17 protein-coding genes and 4 pseudogenes are annotated in these 20,683 nt (G+C 34.7%); 19 read left to right on the forward strand and 2 right to left on the reverse strand.

Features of this window, described 5'->3' with window-relative positions; all coding sequences use genetic code 11:
* Positions 1–162: 162 nt before the first annotated feature.
* The gene (locus tag KW850_RS30720; RefSeq protein WP_218351450.1) at positions 163–897 is read right to left on the reverse strand and encodes a MurR/RpiR family transcriptional regulator; all 735 of its coding nucleotides are present in this window, start codon (positions 895–897) and stop codon (positions 163–165) included.
* A gap of 163 nt (positions 898–1,060) precedes the next feature.
* On the opposite strand from KW850_RS30720, the gene KW850_RS30725 reads away from it, so the two are divergent.
* The 11 genes and pseudogenes from KW850_RS30725 to KW850_RS30770 all read left to right on the forward strand — a co-directional run bounded on the left by KW850_RS30725 (position 1,061) and on the right by KW850_RS30770 (position 10,271).
* A complete protein-coding gene (locus KW850_RS30725; protein ID WP_197032301.1) occupies positions 1,061–1,855 on the forward strand; it encodes an SDR family oxidoreductase in 795 nt (264 codons plus the stop codon).
* 36 nt (positions 1,856–1,891) lie between these two features.
* The gene (locus KW850_RS30730; protein ID WP_218351451.1) at positions 1,892–3,403 is read left to right on the forward strand and encodes an FAD-binding oxidoreductase; all 1,512 of its coding nucleotides are present in this window, start codon (positions 1,892–1,894) and stop codon (positions 3,401–3,403) included.
* Between the two features lie 14 nt (positions 3,404–3,417).
* Positions 3,418–4,848, forward strand: coding sequence for an FGGY-family carbohydrate kinase (locus KW850_RS30735; protein ID WP_218351452.1), 1,431 nt, complete (start codon positions 3,418–3,420; stop codon positions 4,846–4,848).
* Between the two features lie 15 nt (positions 4,849–4,863).
* The gene (locus tag KW850_RS30740; RefSeq protein WP_218351453.1) at positions 4,864–6,174 is read left to right on the forward strand and encodes an MFS transporter; all 1,311 of its coding nucleotides are present in this window, start codon (positions 4,864–4,866) and stop codon (positions 6,172–6,174) included.
* Entirely contained in the window at positions 6,167–6,331 is a 165-nt protein-coding gene (locus tag KW850_RS33695) for an alcohol dehydrogenase catalytic domain-containing protein (protein WP_256358553.1), read from the forward strand. The genes KW850_RS30740 and KW850_RS33695 overlap by 8 nt, the downstream gene beginning before the upstream one ends.
* Positions 6,332–6,421: 90 nt before the next feature.
* A complete protein-coding gene (locus KW850_RS33700; protein WP_256358550.1) occupies positions 6,422–6,670 on the forward strand; it encodes a hypothetical protein in 249 nt (82 codons plus the stop codon).
* A 21-nt stretch (positions 6,671–6,691) separates the two neighbouring features.
* A complete protein-coding gene (locus KW850_RS30750; RefSeq protein ID WP_218351454.1) occupies positions 6,692–6,976 on the forward strand; it encodes a hypothetical protein in 285 nt (94 codons plus the stop codon).
* A gap of 143 nt (positions 6,977–7,119) precedes the next feature.
* Complete coding sequence (locus tag KW850_RS30755; RefSeq protein ID WP_218351455.1) at positions 7,120–8,010, forward strand: LysR family transcriptional regulator; 891 nt, start codon at positions 7,120–7,122, stop codon at positions 8,008–8,010.
* A gap of 169 nt (positions 8,011–8,179) precedes the next feature.
* Positions 8,180–8,875, forward strand: a pseudogene (locus KW850_RS30760) (IS6 family transposase).
* Between the two features lie 404 nt (positions 8,876–9,279).
* The gene (locus KW850_RS30765; RefSeq protein WP_218351456.1) at positions 9,280–10,026 is read left to right on the forward strand and encodes a protease inhibitor I9 family protein; all 747 of its coding nucleotides are present in this window, start codon (positions 9,280–9,282) and stop codon (positions 10,024–10,026) included.
* A gap of 56 nt (positions 10,027–10,082) precedes the next feature.
* The gene (locus tag KW850_RS30770; RefSeq protein WP_256358551.1) at positions 10,083–10,271 is read left to right on the forward strand and encodes an aspartyl-phosphate phosphatase Spo0E family protein; all 189 of its coding nucleotides are present in this window, start codon (positions 10,083–10,085) and stop codon (positions 10,269–10,271) included.
* Between the two features lie 92 nt (positions 10,272–10,363).
* Here the strand turns inward: KW850_RS30770 and KW850_RS30775 are convergent, their stop codons facing one another.
* The gene (locus tag KW850_RS30775) at positions 10,364–10,645 is read right to left on the reverse strand and encodes a hypothetical protein (RefSeq protein WP_218351457.1); all 282 of its coding nucleotides are present in this window, start codon (positions 10,643–10,645) and stop codon (positions 10,364–10,366) included.
* Positions 10,646–11,225: 580 nt separating this feature from the next.
* Here KW850_RS30775 and KW850_RS30780 point away from each other — a divergent pair.
* The 8 genes and pseudogenes from KW850_RS30780 to KW850_RS34600 form a co-directional block, all read left to right on the forward strand.
* Entirely contained in the window at positions 11,226–15,398 is a 4,173-nt protein-coding gene (locus tag KW850_RS30780) for an endo-alpha-N-acetylgalactosaminidase family protein (protein WP_256358552.1), read from the forward strand.
* Between the two features lie 60 nt (positions 15,399–15,458).
* Positions 15,459–15,665, forward strand: a pseudogene (locus KW850_RS30785) (Ig-like domain-containing protein); the annotation flags it as partial.
* Positions 15,666–15,688: 23 nt separating this feature from the next.
* A pseudogene (locus KW850_RS34420) lies at positions 15,689–15,766 on the forward strand (S-layer homology domain-containing protein); the annotation flags it as partial.
* Positions 15,761–15,979 carry an S-layer homology domain-containing protein gene (locus tag KW850_RS34425; protein ID WP_374226401.1) on the forward strand — a complete coding sequence of 73 codons (219 nt, stop codon included), beginning with the start codon at positions 15,761–15,763 and terminating at the stop codon, positions 15,977–15,979. The pseudogene KW850_RS34420 and the gene KW850_RS34425, both read left to right, overlap by 6 nt.
* Positions 15,980–16,292: 313 nt before the next feature.
* Positions 16,293–18,068 carry a sensor histidine kinase gene (locus KW850_RS30795; RefSeq protein WP_218351458.1) on the forward strand — a complete coding sequence of 592 codons (1,776 nt, stop codon included), beginning with the start codon at positions 16,293–16,295 and terminating at the stop codon, positions 18,066–18,068.
* Positions 18,069–18,070: 2 nt separating this feature from the next.
* On the forward strand, positions 18,071–19,690 hold the full coding sequence (locus tag KW850_RS30800) for a response regulator transcription factor (protein ID WP_218351459.1): 1,620 nt from the start codon (positions 18,071–18,073) through the stop codon (positions 19,688–19,690).
* Positions 19,687–20,304, forward strand: a complete 618-nt coding sequence (locus tag KW850_RS30805; protein ID WP_218351460.1) for a YesL family protein — start codon at positions 19,687–19,689, stop codon at positions 20,302–20,304. The genes KW850_RS30800 and KW850_RS30805 overlap by 4 nt, the downstream gene beginning before the upstream one ends.
* Before the next feature lie 158 nt (positions 20,305–20,462).
* Positions 20,463–20,558: pseudogene (locus KW850_RS34600) on the forward strand (IS66 family transposase); the annotation flags it as partial.
* Positions 20,559–20,683 lie beyond the last annotated feature (125 nt).

A 20,683-nucleotide genomic window follows, 5' to 3' on the forward strand; every position in this document is an offset into this window, starting at 1 on the left:
TCTTTCTCTGTAAATACTTTTTTACTCATTTCGGGCTATTCCCCAATCCCCATTTTTTCTTAATTATACAAAAAAGTACCCTATAGGTAGACTTTTTTTAAGTGTCTACTCTATAGGGTACATTTTATGGCCAGACGGTCTGTTCTTTTATTCATCCTTTTTTTATGCATCTCGTTCTGCCATTAATTTTACAATAATTTCTTCTATAAAAATAAAGAATACAGTTCGAGTTTTTTCATAAGGTAACAATTTTCCATTTTGAGCAGATTTGGTTAAATAAAATATATTATCTACTTGTAAAGTTTGAGAATTGTCATATTCCTCCAAAATCAACAATATTTCAGCCCCTTTAGATTTTGCTCCGTTGAAAAGGTTTTCAAAAGAGGCGAATTTGCCGGTTACGGAAAAAGCAATTAAAAGCGTGTCCTCATCCACTAAATGCTTCGCATGATCTTCTCCCTGGCTCACTAAAATATGTTTTCCAGAAACAAGAGCAAGCTTATAAGCAAAGTATTCTACACAAATAAAGGATGGACCCAATCCAAATAGCACAATTCTGTTGTAATTCTTATAAAGAGTTAAAAACTCATCCACTAATGTGGGGTCAAAATTATCTATAAAGTGTTTTAATCGTTCAAGCTCACTTGAAGTTTTTTTGTCTTCCTGAATGATTGGCTGACCGCCAAAAAATTGTTTATATTGTTTAAAACTTTCAAACCCAAGTTTTCTTACAAGTTTGGATACTTTTGAAGAAGACACATTACAATACTCAGCGGCCTCTACTATTTTTAAATGATCCTTTTCTTTAATAATTTCAGAAAGTTTATTATGAACCGAAAGCTCCAGCTCATTTAATTTATTTAAATTAATATTTATGGTCTTTCCCTCTCTTCTCATTTTAGTGCTTAATGAAAGTATACCATAGTGGAAAATTTTCCACAATATGATTTTTTTTTTTTAAAAAAATAGAAAATTTTCTTAAGAATCCGTTTACATTTGGAGGTATTTATAGTAAATTAACGTTGTAAATAATAAAAAACATTTAAGAGGAAGGTTAAACATGACTGCTCATAAAACCGATATAAAAGATTTCTCAATGAATTTTTTTAGCTTAAAAGGAAAAGTAGCCATTATCACTGGAGGAAATTCAGGATTGGGGCAAGGCTTTGCCTTAGCACTGGCAAAAGCAGGGGCAGACATTTTTGCAGTCAGCATCGCTGATGACAATGGTGAAACGAAAAACATGATTGAAGCAGAAGGCGTCCGGTACCATTTGATGATTGCAGACGTTACTCAAGAGGGTGCTTGTAAAAAAATTGCAGAAGAATGTATCAATACATTTGGAAAAATAGATATCCTCATGAACAATGCAGGCATTTGTATCAATGAACCAGATGTGACGAAGTTTACTCGACTTCAATGGGATAAAATGGTCTCAATCAATTTAACTGCAGCGTTTGAATTATCTCATGAAGTGGCGAAGTATATGATTCCACAAAAAAGCGGGAAAATCATTAATACTTGTTCTTTGTTTTCCTACCTTGGAGGCCAATGGTCACCTGCATATGCGGCAACGAAACACGGTTTAGCAGGCTTCACAAAAGCATATTGTGATGAATTAGCTCAATTCAATATTCAAGTAAACGGTATTGCACCTGGCTATTTTGCTACTGCCGTTACTGTAGAGACTAGAGCGAATCCTGCAGCCAATCAACGAATTTTAGATCATATTCCTGCCAATAGATGGGGAAATATCTCAGATTTAATGGGGACAGTTGTATATCTAGCTTCAAACGCTTCCAATTATGTAAATGGAACTCTCGTGAATGTTGATGGCGGATACTTAGTACGATAACGAAATATAGAAATCGATAAAAGGAGAAATGCTGCGATGGCGAATGAACAATTATTAAAAGAAGAAACTACGAAGATTAAAGAACAATTGTTAAAACAATTAGAGGTAATTATTTCAATCGAACAAATAAATACCGATCATGAAGCATTATATGATGCATCTTCTGACCGATATCAAAAATATGCAAAAGCTAAAAAGGTCCTTGACGTTCCAATGCCAATGGCGATAGTATATCCACACTCTACAGAAGAAGTACAGGCACTTCTGCAGTTCTGTAATGAACACAAAATCAATGTGATTCCTCGTAGTGGAAAAACAGCTACAGAAGGCGGTCTGGAAAACTGGAAAGAAATCGCTATGGTTATCGATGGGTCAAGAATGAATAATATCATTAAAATCGATCCATATAACATGCAAGCAACTGTCCAAGCAGGTGTAAAACTACAAACATTGGAAGATGAGCTGCGTAAAATTGGTTACACAACTGGTCACTCTCCACAGTCTAAACCAGTTGCACAATTTGGTGGATTATTGGCAACAAGAAGTATTGGACAATTCTCCACTTTATACGGTGCGATTGAAGATATGGTTGTTGGATTAGAATGTGTATTTCCAAACGGTCACATTTCTCGAATCAAAAATGTTCCAAGAAGAGCTGGAGGACCGGATATTCGACACATTGTCATCGGCAATGAAGGAACATTATGTTATATCACAGAAGTTACGGTGAAAATTTTTAAATACTATCCTAAAAACAATGTGTTCCATGGTTATTTATTAAAAGATGTTGATACGGGTATTAAAGTTTTAAGAGAAGTGATTACAAACGGCTTTAGACCATCTGTGGCACGTGTTTATTCTGAAGAAGACGCAAGACAACATTTCTCTCATTTCTATAAAGACAAATGTGTGTTGATTTTTATGACAGAAGGACCAGTTGGTATTGTTAAGGCAACGAATGAAGCAATTGAAGAAGCGGTTGCTAAATTCCAAGATGGAATCGTTGAAAAAGTTGAAGACCAATTAATCGAAAATTGGTTTAATAACTTGAATTGGACGCAGGGACACATTGATCGTGAATTCCAAACAATGGTTGATCATCATAAGCATGATGGTTTTACAACGGAAGTATCAGCTGACTGGGAAAACATTACAAAGATTTATCACAATGTAATGAAAAGAGTTATGGAAGAGTTTGATAGAATTGAAGATATAACCATGCTTGGTGGACACTCATCCCATAGTTACCTAAATGGAACCAATATGTACTTTGTTTATAACTATAATATTAATTGTGCACCAGAGGATGAAATGAGAATTTATCATCATCCGATCCATTCCATTATTATTGAAGAAACATTGAAACTTGGCGGTTCCATGTGCCATCACCATGGTATTGGAAAATATCGTACCGAGTGGACAGAAGAAGAGCATGGATCTGCTTACTATATGTTAGAAAAATTAAAAGAAGCTTTTGACCCTAATGGCATCATGAATTTTGGTACAATCTTCCCTCAAGAAGAGGGCATAAAATATATAAAAGGTTAATAAAAGGTGATTATATGAGCGGGTATGTAATGGGGATTGATAATGGCTCGCAAAGTACAAAAGTAGCCATTTATGATGTTGAAGGTAATGAAGTTGCTTTCGGATCTTTTCAATTAAAAGAAACTCTATCACCTGAGCCAGGGGTTGTCATCCATCCCGATGATGATTTATGGGACAGTGTGTACGGAGCTATTAAAAATTGTCTAGCCCATTTTACTGGCAATCCTAAAGACATTGCTGGAATTGGACTTTGTACCATTAGATGTTGTCGTGTTTTATTAAAGGAAGAGGGCCATCTAGCTTATCCTGTGATAAGCTGGATGGATTCCAGACTTAACAAACCATATGTACATTCTGATGATCAAGTAAAGTATGTGACGACTACCTCTGGTTATCTAGGCTTTAGGTTGACAGGGGAATTTAAAGACACTGCTTCCAATTATGAAGTTCACTGGCCATTGGACCGCGAAACGTTGGATTGGTCGAAAGACGAGGAAGTATTTGAGGCAAATGGATTGCAAAGAGACATGGTATTTGATCTTGTAAAACCAGGCGAAAAGCTGGGAATGCTGAGACAAGAATTGGTCGAGGAGTTTGGTTTCCATCATGATATACCAGTAGTAGCGACAGCTAACGATAAAGCTGTAGAGGCGCTGGGTTCCGGAATTAAGGACGAAGGTACCATCATGATCTCGCTTGGAACATTCATTTCGTCCATGCTGTTACGAAATGAATTTAAGGAAAATGCCCTTAATTTCTTTCCAACGCTTGCATGTATTCCATTTAAATATGTTTATGAATCAAATGGAATAAGACGTGGTATGTGGACCGTGAGTTGGTTTAAAAAGCTGATTGGTGAAGAACTCATTACAGAAGCAAGAAAACTAGGTGTATTGGAAGAGGAATACTTGAATATGAAAGCACAAGATGTTCCAGTCGGCAGTGACGGTCTGATTACCATTTTAGACTGGTTATCGACACCATCTATACCATATCGAAAAGGTGTCATGATTGGTTTTGATCAGCGCCATACAAAATACCATATATACCGTTCAATTTTGGAAGCGATTGCTTTTAATATTAAAAACAATATTGATGATATGTTAGAGGAAATAGATGTACAGTTAAATGATTTAGTCGTAATAGGCGGGGGCTCCAAAAGTGATGTGATAATGCAAATTATTGCGGATCTTTTTGGATTGCCAGTTCACAGACGTGCAGGCAGCAGTAGTGCGTGTTTAGGAGCTGCTATATGTGTCTGCCAACATCTATCGATTTACAAAGATTTTTATGAGGCTGCAAGTAAAATGGTTAAAACTCAACAAACGTTTATACCGAACCAAAAAAATCACGTACTCTACAATACCATTAACGATACTGTCGTTAAAAAGGTGAGAGTTCATACCGATGAAATTTTAAAACTATCTTATCCCATTTTTAGTTAAGAAAAGAGTGATTTTGTGGCAGAGAAAAATTATAAAAGGTATTTTCAATTTTTCCTCATTGTTTTAGCAGCAGGATCGATATTTCCACTTATCTATTTAAAAACAAATTATCAAGAAACGATTTTGGAAGTATACGGAATAACTCTTAAACAATTAAATGGCATTTTTTCCGTTTTAGGTGTGGCTTATCTTGTGGGATACTCTCCAAGTGGCTGGCTTGCTGATCGATTTTCCGCAAAAAAACTTTTATTCATTTCACTTTTGGTTTGTGGACTTACCGGACTATGGTTTGCCCAAGTTCCGAGCTATTCAATGGTTTTAGTGATATTTGGTATTTGGGGATTTTTTTCCGTATTCACCTTTTGGGCAGCTCATTTAAAACTTGTAAAGTTAATTTCTAAAAAGGAAGAAGAAGGAAGATTTTTTGGTACTTTAGATGGTGGCCGTGGATTAGTAGAGGCCATATTAGCAAGTATCGCATTATTTATTTTTACAAACGTTTTGGGAGACAGTACAGAATTGGTTCATAAGAAAGAAGCGTTACAATTTGTGGTTTACATGTACTCTGCTGCGCTTATTTTGGTATCCGTACTCATTTTATTTTTTGTTAAAGAAGACAAATCTTCTATTAAAAAAGAATCTTCTTCTAAAGCGGCAGAAACCAGTAAAAAAATTAATGTGAGCGATTTCAAACAACTATTCAGTAATAAGTTCATATGGCTGCTAGGCGGCATCATATTTATGTCTTATATTGTGACCTGGGCCGTATATTATCAGGGTGGATTTTTACAAACGAACATCAAAATTGATGCCGCAACTGTAGGTGAAGTGACTGTATTAATGCTTTGGATGCGGCCGATTGGCGGTTTGTTAGGCGGATTTTTAGGTGATAAATTTGGGAAAAGCAGTATCCTCATGATCGCCTTAGGGTTAGCTGCCACTTTTTTAATTGCTATATCAATCTTACCAATTACGATGCCTCTCATTTACTTTAAAATCCAAGTCGTCATGATTGGTTTAATGATTTATACCATTAGAGGTCTTTACTGGTCGTTACTTGGAGATTGTAAGGTAGATGAAAAGATGCTCGGTCTGGCGATTGGAGTTGTATCCTTTATAGGCTATACACCTGATATTTTAATGCCTATCGTCAATATTGTATTGTTTAAAACATACGGACCTAACGGTGGATATAATGGATACTTCATCTTCTGTGCCTGCGCGGCTATCCTCGCTATCTTCATGACGTTAATCTTTAGAATGTCAGTAAAGAAGGAAGCTAGAAAATCAATTAAACCAGATGAACTCATTGCAAAAAATGCCTGAAATCGGCGAACCTTTATCCATTCAACACGTAGAACTTAGTGAACCAAAAGCGAATGAAGTTCTAGTGAAAATTAAAGCAACAGGTGTGAGCCACAGTGATTTAAACTCTTTAAATGATTCGACTACGCCGACACCAACAATTCTAGGACATGAGTGAGCGGGAATTGTTGAATCGGTTGGGGCAAATGTCACCAACGTGAAAGTAGCTTTAAGCTAGGTTCCATATTGCGGAACATGTGAATTTTGCGTGACCAGGGAAGTTCACTTATGCGAATCTGCATTGGGTCCAATGTTTGAAGGAACGCTGTTAGATGGTAATGTGAAGCCATTCCGTGATTTCCCCATCATTGCAGAAATGTATTTAGATGGGAAATTCAAACTGGATGAGCTCGTGTTGAATCGGATTGCCTTAGAAGATATTAATCATGCATTTGATTCTTTCCATGATTGCAATTGTGTAAATGTAGGAAGAGCAGTTATCGAATTTAACGATTAATTATTATAAAAAGCCTTTCAAATGGAGAGTGTTAAAATTGAGGTTTATCAATTTAAACACTCTTTTTTTGGTGTAGCTATTACCGAAATTTTCAAAAGAGAAGTTCAGGCAAGAGCGAAGTCCATTTTATTTGTTGATCAGTTAATAGGGTCGGCTCTCACTTTATACTTTACTGGTTTAAAAGCAGGTACTTGGGGCTGGCGCGTTATGTTTTATAATATTGGAGGCGTTGGTCTTGTTGTAACTCTATTATTAGCTAAATATTACAAACCGCCAAAAGTGATACAAACAGTACAAGATTTGTAATAACATTCCCAAAATACTAACGAAGGGGATTTTAATGCAAAATCAAAAGACATTATGGTAACCATGACATTATTTTATTGATATTCAGCACTATACTAATATGCACCAGTCCAAAAAATTTGATAGTATGGAGAGCAACTATTATGGAATTAAGAAATCTGAAAACGTTCAAATTCGTAGCAGAGTACTTAAATTTTACAAATGCTGCGAAAAAGTTAAACTTCTCTCAACCTGCTGTAACTGCACAAATTCAGACGCTTGAACAAGAATTGAAACAGGAGCTATTTATACGAAAAGGAAAGAAGACCTTTTTGACGCCTGAAGGTGAAATCCTTAAAATATATACGGATCAGCTTTTTTCCATAGTAGAGGAGATTGAATCATCTTTCGCCGAACTTTCAAATTCGTTTGGCATTGTAACGATTGCAGCTGGTGAAAGCTATTGTACGAATTATTTTCCTTATGTCATTTCTGAGTACCTGAAGCTATATCCTCATGTACAGATTAAGTTATTTTCCTGTAAAAGGGATGAAATTATAAAAGGGATAGAATCAAACAAATACGATATAGGGATTATTTCGGGCGAGCTAAGTAAAAATGGAATGACAAACATCGTGATTGCAGAGGACGACATGGTTCTAGTGGTTTCTAAAGATTTATATGCTAGATACCCGGAAGACCAATTACTGACGAAATTTCCTTTAATTAAATATCAAGCTGACGGATATTTTGAAACGATGATGAGTATATATTTGAGGCAAACGAATCTCTCATCACAAAACGTAATAGAATTTGGAAGTTTAGATGGTATCAAAAAGGCCGTATTGAATAAAATCGGGGTAGGGTTGGGAATCAGTGGCTGCATAAAAAAAGAAATTAGCAATGGTGATTTAGTCCCGATCCTAGTTACTGAGAACAAGGTAAAAGTAAAAACCTCTATCATTACGTTGAAGGAAAAAGAAAACGTAGTAACAATTCAATCTTTTATTAATGTAATCCAAAAAATTTGGAATAGGATTTCTACTATGGAGTAAAAAAGTCGAACGATATTATTTTAGTAGTGATATAACACCGTTATTAGTGGCGAGGTAACGTTATGACAGGTGGAACAGGTTATGGTGCAATAACTTAAGAGCAATTGCAATGAATCTCTAACTCTTGGACATACTGATACTATTACTTTAAGCAAGGTGTGTAATCAGTATGGAAAAACAAAATTTGTTCAAATGGAAGCATTATCTGGCTGACTATATTTTGTTAACGGTGAGATGTATCTACGGTACACACTTATTTTTCGTGATTTAGTGGAAATGATGGAGGAACGAGGCTTATCCATTGCTCACACAATCATTATGCGTTGGATACATCAATATGGACCTGAATTGGATAAGAGAATCCGTCGTCATTTCAAACAAACCAATGACTCATGGAGAGTGGACTAAACGGACATCGAAGTAAAAAGACAATGGATGTATTTATATTGTGCAAGGAAATACCATTGACTTTTTCCTTGGTAAAACGAGAGATGCCAAATCAGCCAAGCGCTTTTTGAAAAAAGCCCTGGCTTTTTCGTATGTTGCCAGACCTCGTGTAATAACAGTAGATAAAAGTCCAGCTTATCCAGTAGCGATTCAACAGTTGAAAAATGAAAAAAGATGCTGGAAAGCATCCAAATAAGACAAGTAAAATATCTGAACACCATCGTGGAACAGGATCATCGATTCATTAAGAGGCGAGTCCCTCTAATGTTAGGGTTCAAGTCTTTTGACACAACTATATCCATTCTTTCAGGAGTAGAAGCCATGCAAATGATTAAAAAAGAACAGATTGATTTACAAGATCAGTCTGTCCAAAATTCAGAAAGGATTCATCCCTCAATTGTTTAGGCTTGTAGCATAAGATACGATTCCACTAGGAATATATCGATATATTCTCTTTTATTTTATCTTTTCACCAGAACCTGATTTTTTTTGATTTTGCATATTAGTATAGTGCTGAATATCAATAAAATAATGTTATGGTTACCATAATATTTCATGATTTTACAATAAACGCGTAAAAACTTAAAGTTTTAATATAAGATGCAGTAGCCAAGAATATTAACTGAAGCAGCTTATATTATTTATTTGGTTCTGGTGCAAGAACTTCAAAACACTTGCAATGAATCTCTAACTCTTGGACATACGGATAATATTACTCTAAAAAAGAGGCATGGTCAGTGTGAAAAATTCAGAATTTTTAGAAAGGGACGGTTGATTACTAGTATTCTGAAAAGTTTATCAAAATTAGAAAGCGAGGATATTATGGAATTTAATTCATTACTTAAGAAAGCTGCTATGGCATTTTCAGCTGGCTTAATAATCTCACCTATTCATTCGGTACTTTCCATTGAAGCAGTAGCACAAGAACTTAAGGCAGCGGACATTCTGTCATCTTTAACAAAGGAACAACGTGAAGCATTGCATAAATTGCAAGTGAACAAGCCTACAGGCCTGCAAGGATTCAGTGAGGCGGAGTTGGCTTCGAAAGAAGATATATCCGTCATTGTCCAATTCAAATCGGATCCTAGTAAAGTAGCTGTATTAGCAGCTGCTGCAAAAGGCAAAACATTAAAAATTGAAGACGCTGCTGCGAAAGTAGAGAAAGAACATAAAACGTTTAAAGAAGACATCAAAAAACACTTGCCTCAAGAGAACTCTAAAACAAAAAGCATTTCTAGCTCCATCACCCAGACCTTTAAAAAAGCTTATAACGGCTTATCGATGACATTGCCAGCCGATCAAGTAAAACTCCTATTGGAATCTGATGTTGTCCAAGCTGTTTACAAAAACCAGACCTTTACGGTTGATCCTATTGTTGATCCTATTAAGCAAGATCTTCCAACAGATGTTGATAGAGAAATCACAACTTCTGTTGAGAGTATTCCTTATTTTAAGATTGACAAGTTACATAAGGAAGGCATTACCGGAGAAGGCGTAAAAGTAGCTGTTCTTGATACTGGGATTGACTATAATCACCCTGATTTAAAGGATGCATACAAAGGTGGTTAGGGCCGCTAATTTCGGCAATCACATCAAGATAGAATTCTTACTGGAGAGTTATTTGAATGGAGAGTAAAGAGATGGCTACTTTATTAAAACAGGTAACAAAAGAGATAGAGGAAAAAAGAAATGAATTATTTGATATTAATAAGCGGTATGGATTTCTTCATTCCAAAACCATTCAATGTAGTCAAGAGTTAGACAATTTATTAAATCAGTTATTCAAAATAAGGCATGATGGGGTGTGGTATTAAGCCATCCTATATACAAAATTTATCAATTGCAAAGGCTTCTTTTGATGTTTTCTTACAAATTGAAGTAACTTTATTTCGTATTATTTAGACTATTACTGAAAAGGATTTACGAAGTTATAATGGATACGAATATCACCTTGGCTGTTACAGGTAATCTTCTCAACAAGTGAATGTAATACTTGAGAGGTAAGATCTTTAAGCGAAAGAAAATCTTTAAGCTTATTTCCCATTTCAAGAGTGTAGTTCTCATTTGTACACTCTTCGAGTTTCTTTATAAGCTGAGTCTTAGCCAAATCTAATTCTTTTAGGTTTTGATCAGTTAGTTCTTTGTATTCAATTAAATCTTCCTTGGAAATTAAATTGTCGCTAAACATATTCACGTAATCCAACTTTCTCTTGGTATCAAACTTTCTTCTTTCATTCAGATAGAGGTGTTCAATATGCTTGTCATATTCCTAAAATGCAGTTGAGGTTTTAAAGCTTGATATATTGAAAAAACCATATATGATACTTCCTGTTTGTCTGTTAATACATATAACATGGTCTACTGCAGCAATCAGTGAACTCCATGTAGGCTAAAATTATCCGACTATCAAAAAAACAAAGAATAGTCAAAATTTAGATAAAATATATCATTAAGTATTAACTTAGTTTGTTCTAATATTAAATTAGCTGGAAATTTGCAACATAACACATATTTTGATTATTAAGGGAGGTTTATGGGGTTTCATGAGATTACTAATAAGAGAGAGGGAAAGTGTATGAAGAAAAGGGGAAATTTAAAAGTTTATAAAAAAACAATTAGTTTATTTTTATCATTATTTATGTTTACACAAGTATTTGCCTTTAATATTCCTTTTCTAGGTAAAAATGTTGTTTCTACAGCTTAAGTTAAACTAAAGATTAATTAAAAGCAATTGAGAAGAAATGGATTAAACCTAGAGGAGGTAAATCATGTCACTGTCAAAGATAATTAAAAACTTAGCAATTGTGGTAGCTTCTGCACAGATGATTAGCATTACAATTCCAGCATTTTCAGGAACTGCAGATGCTGCAGATGCTGCAGCTTATGATGGAATAATAGCATCAAATCAAATGAAAGTTGAGGTAGACAAGAATTTTCCAAGAGTAATAAAGTATGAGTTAAACAGCAAAGTATTAAATGGCTCAGAAGATGTATTAAACACAATAAGAATTAACGGAACAGACTATGTACCGAAAGTAACCTACACAGAAGCAGCAGATAATAAAGCTGACTATGTTCTAACCGTTGATGAGTTAAATGTAGTAATATTTCTATCCATAACAGTAAAAGAGAATACACTTGATTTTGAAGTAACAAAAGTGGAGGGAAATGGTACAAAGAGAATACACACCATTGAAATTCCAAACCATAGCTTGGCATCGGTAAGAAGTACAGAAGCGGGCGCAGAATTTGCCGGTTCCAGAATGGAAAACGCTGTTTATAAAAAAGGTGATGTGTATCAACCTGTATCGGGTACTCCTACGGTAGATAGTACACCAAAAAACTATATGTACGCGTTCATTAACAATGATGAATTGGCAGCAAGTGTTTGGTCAAATGCATTTGGTGATACAAATAAAGATGCAGACAATGACAACCACCGTATTGTTAAGCAGACTACAGAGAAAACGGGTTATTCTCGAACAGCTTTGTGGAGTGCTTCATGGGTATATCGTGGAAATGAAATGCCTGATGATATAACGGAGCCATTACCACACGCTAAAGTAGTGATCACAGAAGATGCAAATGGTGATGATCAAATGGACTGGCAGGATGCAGCTATTGCTTACCGTAATATTATGAACAATCCTGTTGGCAGCGACAGAATGTCCGAACTTGTTGTTCACCGTATACCAATGAACTTTGGTAGCCAGGCAACAAACCCATTCTTAAAGACATTAGATGAAACAAAAAGAATATATTTATCAACTGATGGGCTTGGACAGTTTGTGGAACTAAAGGGTTACCAAGCAGAAGGTCATGACTCGGCACATCCGGATTACGGCGGACATATAGGTGTACGTCAGGGCGGACAGAAGGATATGGATACACTTGTAAGAAAAGCACAGAGCTATAATGCTTTCATGGGTGTACATATTAGCGGCACAGGTGCTCACCCGGAAGCAAAGGCTTTCGATGATCAATTGGTGAATTTAAATAAACCTGGTTGGGACTGGATTGACCAATCCTATGATTTTGATGATCCAACCTACCGTAGAGAAGTTTATACTGGCAACCGAATGAAACGATTACAGATGTTAAAGGACGATGCACCAACACTTGACTTTATTTATGCTGATGCATGGTATGAACAGGGCTTTAATGGAAGAAGATTTGCAAGAGAAGTGAATTCTTTGGGATGGGCCCTTACTACTGAGTTTCCAAATGTATTAGAAGATGAAGCCGTTTGGAATCACTGGTCAGTTGATTATGATTACGGTGGAAAAAACATAAAGGGCTACAGCAGTGACATCGCAAGATTTATAAGAAATAACCAGAAGGATACTTGGATAGTTCGTCACCCAATCCTCGGCGGCACGGAGGCAACTGATGCTGAAGGATGGCAGGGTAGAGTAAATTATGATGAAATGATCGATGTTGTCTTCAAAACAAATCTACCAACCAAATATCTGCAAAGCTTCCCCATGACGAAGTACGATGTGAAAGACAATGTAGGGAGAGTTGAATTTAAAGGAAATGTTGTTGCGCAGAGAACAGATGATGGAAAAAGAACATTTACGAAAGATGGTAAAAAGCTTCTAGAAGAAGATGTAACAATTACGAAAGCTTCTGATGGCGGGAACATTTATGATAAGGTAACGTATTCAAACCTCAAATATTTGCTGCCATGGTCGCCAAATGCCGATAAGACAGATAGTGAATTGGCTAAAGTTGAAGAGAAATTGTACCACTACAATGAAGTTGGCGGATCATCGACTTGGGAGCTTCCAAATAGCTGGAACAATGTATCAACAGTTAAGTTATACACATTAACAGATACCGGTAAGAAAGATAAAAAAGTATTAAACGTAGTTGATGGCAAAATCACGATTGAAGCAGAACCAAAACAAGCTTACGTTGTATACAAAGGTGATGTTTCTGTAACTGCTGAAGATATGAAGTGGGGATTTGGAATGCCTACAAAGGATCCAAGCTTCAACAGCGGAACATTAGATCACTGGAAAGTAAAGAGCGGTGCTGCAACAGTAGAACGTAACAATCGTGGACAATATGAATTAGTAGTAAAAGAAAACAATGAAGAGACTTTATTAGAAACTAAATTATCAGGATTGAAGCCAGGAACATACTCAACTTCAATATATGTTCAGGTTGGCAATACACCAAACCGTACAAATGCTAGCGATCCAAACACTGCAGGAAATGCAAAACGTAAAACGACTATTGGTGTTAAAAATTTCGGCGGAGCAAACATAACTAACTATACTGAAAGTTCACCGCTTAAAAACTATATCTCAGCTGACTCAAAGCACAGCACAAATATGCAGAGAATGAGAGTAGTATTTGATATAGCAGAAGGACAGGAAACTGCAAAATTATACTTGCAAGTAGCTCCAGGAACAGCGACTGTAACATTTGACGATGTACGCTCTGTACCTACAAAGAGAGTTGTTCCACAATCTTCAGATGTAGTATTAGCTGAAGATTTTGAAAATGTTGACCAAGGTTTGACTCCATTTGTTATAGCAGATGCTGACGGAGTAAGTGATCCACGTACTCATTTATCAGAATTACACGCTCCATACACTCAAAAAGGTTGGAATGGAAAAGCAGTTGATGACGTATTAAATGGCGAATGGTCCATTAAGTCCCATAAAACTGGTAGCGGTCTCATCATGAGAACATTACCGCAGACTTTAAGATTCGATAAAGGAACAACTTACGAAGTATCATTCAAATATGAAAGTCAGTTTGATAAGAAGGTTAATTTCGTTGTTGGTAACGGTACTAAGGAAGTGATGAATGTACCAATGCCACAGGCAACCGTTCCTACACAGTTCACTGTTAAATTTACAGCAAGTACGGAAGATTTCTGGATCGGAGCAAGAAATACGGCCGGAAGTTCAGCAGGAGACTTTATCCTTGATGATCTAGTGGTTAAGGAAGCAAAGGATGCTACAATTGAACCGCTGCCAATTGCACCTGTTGACTTATCTGCTATTCCTGTAGATGGTATCAAAGCAAGTGCAACTGGTTATCAAGAAGGTGATAACCCTGAAAATGTTCTTGATGGAAACACAGGTTCATTGTGGCACACAGCTTGGGATGGAAGCGATACATTACCACAATCCATTACTCTTGATTTAGGTAAAGCTTACAATGGAAACAGATTAGATGTAACTCCAAGACAGGAGACTAATAGTAGAGGAGAAGCAAGTGGTAATGGCTTCATTACAAAATATGACCTATATGTTAAGTATGCAGGTGCTGAAGACTTTACTAAAGTTGTTTCAAGTGGAACATGGGAAAGAACAGTTGCTACAAAACAAGTAGCAATTGATAGTTCAAAGCCAATAACTCATGTTAAGTTAACAGCGTTAGAAGGTATTAATGGTTGGGCGAGTGTAGCTGAGATGAGAGTTGCTCAAGAAGCTCCATCCATTACTGGACCAGATACCGTTGAGGTCAGCACATCAGTGGGAATGCACCCGGAAATGCCTTCAACAGTAAAGGCAACATTGAGCAATAACACAGAAATGGAATTGCCAGTTCAATGGCCAGCAATTGCCCCTTCAAAATATGCTGAAGAAGGATCATTTGAAGTAGTAGGACACATTAATGGCGTTGAAGCTGCAGCTATTATAGCTACTGTAACTGTAACGGCTAGTGAAGAAGTTGATATAGTAGATGCAAAAGTGATGAATGTTTACACTACAGTAGGAACTTCACCTGTTATGCCAGAAACTGCGAAGATGTTCACATCAAATGGTACAGTTATAAATGTACCTGTAACTTGGGATAAAATAGCTAAAGATAGCTATAAGAATGTTGGATCATTCAGCGTAAAGGGTAGGGTAACAGGAACTAAAATAAAAGCTCAGGCTATTGTTATAGTTACAGATCCAAGGGACTACAATCACTGAAATTCCTGAAGTAAAAGTAAGTACAGTAATTGGTAAAACACCAATACTCCAAGCAGGCTTGAAGTAAAATTAAGTGATAATACAAAGACTTTTGTATCTGTTACATGGGACAGCATTTCTGATAATCAAATAAGCAAGGAAAATGTGTTTATTAAAAATGGTGCGATAGAAGGTACTGACAAGAAAGCTGTTGCAGAAATTACAGTAAAAGAAGATCCAAAAATTGCGTTGAAGAAAACTGCAACCGCAAGCAGTCAGCAGAAGTAATGCAGTAGTTATGGGTTCAGCCATTCATTCAAACACTTGTTAAAGCTGGTTTCATTACGGGATACGAAGATGGTACATTCCGTGCAAATCATGAAATAACCAAAAGTGAATTTGTCGTTATTATTGTTCGTGCGCTGGGTCTTGAAGTAAATACAAAGTTAACACTGGCGTTTGATGATGCAGATCAGATTCCAATATGGGCAAAACCATATGTGGTAACAGCTGCAGAAGCAGGTTTGATTAAAGGGAATGGGGATGGCAAATTTAATCCTAATGCCTACTTTCTCTCTTTCAATGCTAGATTACGTGAATAAAAATAGCCAGCGACTAAACTTGCTGGCTATTTGCATGTCATATAGTAGCTTTGAGGAAGGCTGTTGATGAGTTTGTATCGAAGAAAAATACTGTAAATGTGACAATACTTCCTAAGACAGGCTCCTTTGCAGATACTAATATGTTAGTTGGGCTTTGACTAATCATCAGCACTATAGGCATTGGTTTATTCAGAAGAAGAAAAACTATAATGAGATAATTCTTTATAAAGAGCATTTACATTTTTCGTAGATGCTCTTTAATATTAATATTATATGCCATTTTATACTATTATTAAAATGAGGTGGTAATTTTATGATAAAGAGTAAAAATATGTCGAAAAAGTTTATAAGTAGCTTTATTTTATTTATAGTTATACCCTTTATTATCACTAGTGTTGTTATTAATAAGCTTTATGAAGGAGTTTTGGTTTCTCACTACAATGAAAAGACTCAACAAAATATGGAACAGCTATCAATGGATATTGAGCTTGAGTTAAGGCGGGTATCCCTCAATGTAGCAAAGGTTTCAAATGAAAATGAACTATTACTCCTTGTAAATAGTTGGTATGAGGAAAAGGATTCTGTTAAAAAGCTTGAAATTTCCACAAAGATAGAATCAAAGCTTGATTATTTATTTGCCTATCAAGGGATGATAAATTCAATAGTATTTTTTTCAAAGAATGGCCAGATATTTAAGTATAAAGACCCTCTATATAAAAATGATTCTGATGTAAAAGACAGTTCATTGTATAAGGAAAGTATAAAAAATAAAGACAAAGTATTTAGTATAAATAATTTTAATAGTTCTGATGATGTAAATGCTAAAGGAATTGATTTTTTAGTTGGAATTAGTCCAGAATACAGTTGGTACAATACAGCTACTGAGTTTATATATTGTGAAATTAAAACAGAGGCACTAAATTCTATCTATTCAAGATTTACGAATGATTCTGTAGGAAAAATGATTATCGCTGATCCTAAGGGGAAAATTGTAATATCACCGGATAAAAGTTTGCTTGGAAAAAATGTTTCTCAAGTAGAATATCTTAAGGATATTAACAATAAGGACAATAATTTTTATAAATATAATTATAAAAAAAACACTAAGTATATATCAAAATACACCTCAGAAAAGTCAGGATGGACTGTTATCAATATAATTGACGATAAGGCACTAACAAAGGATACAACTAACATTATGAAAATACTATTTGCCATGTTTGTAGTATTCAATTTGTTTTTTATTTTATATTGTAAAACCTTCTTTAAAGATATTTTAAAGCCAATAAAAGAACTTATAAAAAAAATGAAAGGTATTAAAGATGGAAGGCTTGATGAAATCACAAATATAAATACTAATTTGGAAGAAATTAATGAGCTAGGAAGCAACTATAATAAGATGATTAATGATATTAAGAACCTTATGGTAGAGAGGGATTTGAAGGAAAGAGAACGTTCTAAGGAAGAAATGAAGGTCTTACAAGCCCAAATAAATCCCCACTTCATTTATAATACCTTAAATGTAATTAAATTAATGGCTATGATCTCAAAGGCAGAGAACATTAGAAAGGTAACAGATTCCTTTATGAAGCTATTATCTGCAACCTTTAGAAGTGAATCCACCTTTATTACTGTAAGAGAAGAATTGGAATATCTTGATAATTATGCAGATATAATGAAGGTTCGGTTTGGAGATGATTTCAATTTAGTTGTTAAGGTGGAGGAAGAAGTAAGAAATCTTTATATTATAAAATTGATATTACAGCCTATAGTTGAGAATGCAATCGTACATGGAATTAATGAAATTGATGGAGAAAAAAATATCATTATAGCTGGATATGTGTCAGAGGAAAATCTTATCTTTGAAGTTGAAGACAATGGTAGAGGGATCACAGAAGAAGAAGTTGAAAGAATTTTTACAAGTAAAGAAAAAAGCAACACAAGCTTTAATCATATTGGGATAAAAAATATTGAAAGCAGGATAAGACTGAATTGTGGACAAGGGTATGGAATAAAAATAGAAAGTGAAAAGAATAAATTCACAAAAGTAAAACTTATACTTCCTATACTAATGAAAAGGGAGAGCTAAATATGTATAAAATGCTTTTAGTTGAAGATGAGCCTATTGTAAGACTTGCTTTAAAGTCCTTGATAGATTGGAATAATTATGGTTTCGATGAGGTTTTAGAGGCATCTAATGGAAAGAAAGCTTTAGAGATAATTAAAGCTAGAGGGGATGTTGATATAGTAATAACAGACATTAATATGCCTGTTATGAATGGCATTGAGCTTATTGAGGAAAGTAGACGGCTTGGCATTAATACTGAGTTTTTAGTGTTAAGTGCTTATGATGATTATACACTTGTAAGAAGTGCCTTTAAGCTCGGAATAAATGATTATATTTTAAAAACAGAAATGGAACCGGATAAAATTCTTAAAATGATTATGGCTGCTTTAGAGGACGAAAAAAGAAAAAAAGGTAGTAAAAATCATAGTGTTAATAGAAATGAACTTGTTAGGAAATTAATTGCTGGAGATTTTACTGAGAAGGATTTGGAGAATAGTGTACTAAGATTAAAAGGAGAAAATTATATTTGCTGTTCTCTACTTATTGACAGTTTTCAGATAGTTAAGAAAAGGTATGAGGATAATGATCTTAAGGAACTTATGAGTTCTGTTACAAATGCTGTTATTCAACTGTTTGAAGTAGTAAATATGGGAGAAATTCTACCAATGTCTCCAGAAGAATATGGGATTATTTTAGCCTTCGACAATTCATATGTTAACTGTTTAAAGGAAAAACTTTCAGATATTTCAAATAAAATAAGAAATGCTCTTTTAAATTTCTTAAATATTGAAGTAACTATTGGTATAAGTGAGGTCAGCAGCGATATTACAAAGATAAGCTCACTAATTGATGAAGCACAGAAAAATGCTAGATTTAGATTTATTTATGGCAAGGGAAAAAATATTTATCCTGAGAATGTAGAAGAGTTAAATAAGATAAAGAAAAATAAGAATTACAATATAACTCAACAAATAGTTATAGAAATGAGTAAGGAAAATGGGCTTTTAGAAGCGTTGGATAGGTTAGATGAAGAAAAGTGTTTAGAAGAGATGAAAAGGGTTTTTCAGTTGAATGAACTATCCGGAGCAAGAGAAATTGAAAGCTTTTATATTTATTATTTAGAGATAGTATTAATGGTAATTTACTACATAATTAAGGATGAAGGAGATAATCTTGAAGCTATTATTGAGGAAGATTTGGATTTTTATAGCGAAGTAAGAAAATTTGATACTAAATTAGAAATTGAGGAATGGATACTAATGCTTCTAACAAGAGTTATTAATTCTTTAAGAAAAATAAACCAGAGGGAGAATGCGGCAATTAAAAAGGCAAAGGATTTTATTCATAATAATTATGGTGATAGAGTTACCCTAGATCTGGTAAGTAAATCTATAGGCTTTAGTAAGGCATATTTCAGTAAAATATTCACAGAAGAAACAGGGTATAACTTTACTACATATGTAACTAATATAAGGATAGAAAAGGCCAAGGAGTTTTTATCTAAAACTGATATGAAGATATATGAGATATGTGATAAAATCGGTTATCCTAACATTGAACATTTCAGCAGAACCTTTAAAAAACTTGTAGGCATTAGCCCTATGCAGTATAAAAATGACAGAATGAGGAGGTGTTCCAAGTGAATGGAGGAAAAATAATGAAAGGAATATTTAGCTTTGAAGGACCATTGTACAAGTTTTGTGTATTAGTTTATGAAACCTTTATGTTGAATTTATTATGGTTTATAGGAAGCTTGCCAATAGTGACAATTGGAGTTTCCACTTCTGCACTATATTATGTTTATGGAAAAAAGGTAAGAGAAAATAGCTATAACATATATAGTGACTTTATTAAGGGATACAAAGAAAATTTTAAGCAAGCTATACCTATAGGAGCAGTTATAACAATAATTTTATCTTTCAGTATTTATAACATATTTAAATTAAATAAAATGGGCAGTGCTTATCTATGGCTTCAGGGCTTTCAACTATTTATTATCTTTCAAATACTACTTATAAGTGTTTTTATATTCCCTTTAATAGCAAGGGTTAATATGAAGCTTATTGATATACTTAAGAATTCACTTATATTAACTTATAAACACATAGTTATAAGTACTACCTCTGTAGCACTCCTTATAGCACTAATATTATTTACCATATATAAGCTTTCCTTTGGATTATTTTTCGTTAGCTTTTATGCTCTTGTTTCCACCTATTTTATTGAGAAGGTACTTAAAAGATATATTAAAATCTAAACCTAGTAATAAAAACACCTGTACTTTTGCGAGGGCACTGAAAAACCTCCGGTTTTTAAAGGGGCTCTTTATCGTACAACTCAAAAAGACGACTTGAAAATTCACATATGTGAATTTTGTGTCGTCTTTTTCAATCTTAGGAGGCAATTTTGCCCTAATCTGGAACGATTGTTTGTGATGGTTATTCTGCCTAAGATAAGTTGGAAGGCGTTACCTTCGAAAATTGTTGGGCGCATGTTCGTCGTTATTGGCTGTGTAATCAACGGTGATAAAATCCCTAATAACAACGGTTCCAAATTCCCCTAAAATAACGGAGAATTAGTTTCGATACTAGATAAATCGGAGTGGAGAAACTAATGATCAAGATTGGGGAATTTTT

The sequence above is a fragment of the Bacillus sp. sid0103 genome, from assembly GCF_019219025.1.

Bases quoted from the DNA above. Each gene is read 5' to 3' on its own strand.
- KW850_RS33695 (WP_256358553.1), top strand. From the start codon at position 6,167: ATGCCTGAAATCGGCGAACCTTTATCCATTCAACACGTAGAACTTAGT.
- KW850_RS30725 (WP_197032301.1), top strand. From the start codon at position 1,061: ATGACTGCTCATAAAACCGATATAAAAGATTTCTCAATGAATTTTTTT.
- KW850_RS30800 (WP_218351459.1), top strand. From the start codon at position 18,071: ATGTATAAAATGCTTTTAGTTGAAGATGAGCCTATTGTAAGACTTGCT.
- KW850_RS30750 (WP_218351454.1), top strand. From the start codon at position 6,692: ATGGAGAGTGTTAAAATTGAGGTTTATCAATTTAAACACTCTTTTTTT.
- KW850_RS30770 (WP_256358551.1), top strand. From the start codon at position 10,083: ATGGAGAGTAAAGAGATGGCTACTTTATTAAAACAGGTAACAAAAGAG.
- KW850_RS30765 (WP_218351456.1), top strand. From the start codon at position 9,280: ATGGAATTTAATTCATTACTTAAGAAAGCTGCTATGGCATTTTCAGCT.
- KW850_RS30780 (WP_256358552.1), top strand. From the start codon at position 11,226: ATGTCACTGTCAAAGATAATTAAAAACTTAGCAATTGTGGTAGCTTCT.
- KW850_RS30755 (WP_218351455.1), top strand. From the start codon at position 7,120: ATGGAATTAAGAAATCTGAAAACGTTCAAATTCGTAGCAGAGTACTTA.
- KW850_RS30730 (WP_218351451.1), top strand. From the start codon at position 1,892: ATGGCGAATGAACAATTATTAAAAGAAGAAACTACGAAGATTAAAGAA.
- KW850_RS30775 (WP_218351457.1), bottom strand. From the start codon at position 10,645: ATGTTTAGCGACAATTTAATTTCCAAGGAAGATTTAATTGAATACAAA.
- KW850_RS30720 (WP_218351450.1), bottom strand. From the start codon at position 897: ATGAGAAGAGAGGGAAAGACCATAAATATTAATTTAAATAAATTAAAT.
- KW850_RS30735 (WP_218351452.1), top strand. From the start codon at position 3,418: ATGAGCGGGTATGTAATGGGGATTGATAATGGCTCGCAAAGTACAAAA.
- KW850_RS30795 (WP_218351458.1), top strand. From the start codon at position 16,293: ATGATAAAGAGTAAAAATATGTCGAAAAAGTTTATAAGTAGCTTTATT.